This window comes from Methanospirillum sp. (assembly GCF_035560735.1).
Taxonomy (GTDB): Archaea; Halobacteriota; Methanomicrobia; order Methanomicrobiales; family Methanospirillaceae; genus Methanospirillum.
Genome location: NZ_DATMYY010000344.1, coordinates 1 through 2,364 on the forward strand (window position 1 = coordinate 1; position 2,364 = coordinate 2,364).

At 43.4% G+C, this 2,364-nt stretch carries 2 protein-coding genes; one reads left to right on the top strand and one right to left on the bottom strand.

Going from position 1 to position 2,364, the window contains the following annotated elements; translation table 11 throughout:
• The first annotated feature begins 58 nt into the window (after positions 1–58).
• Positions 59–2,092: a magnesium chelatase subunit D family protein gene (locus tag VN429_RS10280; protein ID WP_325632947.1), complete on the top strand. Its 2,034-nt coding sequence runs from the start codon at positions 59–61 to the stop codon at positions 2,090–2,092.
• A 5-nt stretch (positions 2,093–2,097) separates the two neighbouring features.
• Here the strand turns inward: VN429_RS10280 and VN429_RS10285 are convergent, their stop codons facing one another.
• Positions 2,098–2,304 (bottom strand): histone family protein, encoded by a 207-nt coding sequence (locus tag VN429_RS10285; RefSeq protein ID WP_325632949.1) that lies wholly within the window; start codon positions 2,302–2,304, stop codon positions 2,098–2,100.
• Between the last annotated feature and the right edge of the window lie 60 nt (positions 2,305–2,364).

Here is a 2,364-nt window from a genome sequence, read left to right on the forward strand (position 1 = left end):
GATTACTACGAGGATCATTGTAAAAAATTATTCAGAATAATCGCGGTGAAAATTTCAAATGCCTCAACATCTTAAAAAACCTCTCTTGCCATTTACGGCGATTGTTGGCCAAAACCAGATGAAAAGAGCCCTCATTCTCAATGCTATTAATCCTTCAATAGGAGGAGTTCTCATCAGGGGAGAGAAAGGAACTGCAAAATCATCCGCTGTCAGGGCACTTTCCGAAATATTACCTTCCATACAGGTGATATTAGGATGTCCGTTCTCATGTGATCCAGATGCTCCAGATGAACTATGCGAACTTTGTCAGGCAAAACAGGAAGCACATCTCCTTCCCACTGAAATTCGGAGACAGGTAAAGGTTGTCAATCTCCCGGTAGGTGCAACAGAGGATCGGGTAGTTGGGACTATCGATATTGAGTCAGCTCTTAAAGAGGGGATTAAATCCCTTGAACCAGGGATTCTTGCAGATGCAAACAGGGGAATACTGTATATCGACGAAGTAAACCTGCTGGATGATCATGTTGTTGATCTTCTTCTCGATGCAGCTGCGATGGGTGTAAATACAGTAGAAAGAGAAGGAATTTCATTTTCTCATCCGGCACGGTTTATCCTTATTGGCACCATGAACCCAGAAGAAGGGGAACTACGCCCACAGCTTCTGGACAGATTCGGACTTCAGGTGACAGTAGAAACTCTCGACAATCCCAATGATAGAATTGCAATTGTCCGAACTGCTGAAGAGTATCTTGCTGACCCATGGGGGTTTAGTGAGAAATATCAGCCTCTTCAAAATAAACTGGCACAAAAGATTTTAGAAGCAAAAGATCTGCTTAAACGGGTCCTTATTCCGGATGATCTCATCAGAAAAGCAGTTGAAATATGCATTGAATTGGGTGTAAAGACACATCGTGCAGAGATAACCATTGTCAGAACAGCACGGACCATCGCTGCATTTGAAGGTCATGAGACAGTGAACTCAACGGATTTGAAAGAAGCAATTGAACTTGCTCTCCCACACAGGATGCGGAAAAGACCATTTGAAGAACCAAAGATCGATCATGATCGTCTGGATGATCTGATGAATGGGCCAGATAAACCACAGGATCAACCTAAAGAAGAAAATAAATCTTTAGAGAATCAGGGCTCATTACAATCTCCATCCGGACAGTCAGACCAACCCTCGGATAAACAGTCAACGTCCCCTTCTTCTGATGATGCAAATAGTACTGTTCACGCTATCGGATCGCCGATAGACGCAAAGCAGGTGATACCTCCTGGTGTGTTGAAGATAGAGGAGCGTTACGCACAGGGCAGGCGATTTGAAACATCAGGTCCTGATCCAAGAGGAAAGTACGTTAAAGCCTTCAGTACTCCACAAAGCACAGACATTGCTTTTGATGCAACAATTCGATCTGTTGCTCACCTGCAGCATGACAGGAAAACAGAAAAAATGGCTGTGGTCATCAGAAAGGATGAACTCTTAAAGAAATTCCGGGTGGGAAAAACAGCTACGGCATGCCTCTTCGTGGTAGATGCATCCGGATCCATGGGAGCCCGGATGCGAATGGAGGCAGCAAAAGGTGCCATCTTTTCACTTCTTGAAGATTCATATCAGAACAGGGACCGGGTAGGACTCATCGCCTTTAAAGGAATGCAGGCAGATCTCATCCTCCCTCTCTCATCAAGCATCGATCTTGCATATTCACGGCTTTGTGAACTTCCAACCGGTGGGAGAACTCCACTGGCATCAGGATTGTTAAAAGCATTCCAGGTTTTGATGAATGAGAAACTCAAATATCCCTCACTGGTTCCCACTCTTATTCTGATATCAGACGGCAGAGCAAATGTAAGTGTCCAGGGATCAATTAAGTCTGAAATTATTGATGTATCAGAAGATATGGCAAAAGCAGGGATACAATCACTCATTATTGATACAGAAGAGCAGAATAGCGGACTTGGAATTCAACTAGGGTTTTGCAGAATCATTGCTGAACATACTCATGGAAGATATTTCAGGATACAGGATCTGACTGCACATAACCTTTCAGATATTGTCCGGGCCGGGATCTCTGATCCTATAATGGGATAAAAAAATTAGATGCCTGATATGGCCATCTCAACATCTTCGGCCTTAATTGTCTTTCGACCTGCATGAGCGGCTAATTTGTTAGCCTCCTGAGCAACCTTTCCAATGTAGGTTTCGGTTAATGATACGAGTAGTTCTGCTGCATCACTGCCTACTCTTTCTGCTCCACTTGCTTTTGCTATTCTCGTTACTGCTGCAATTGGTAAATCTGCCATAATTATGACCTCAAATAAGATATCCGGAAAACAATAAAAATTTTGTGTTCTGTCTTTATC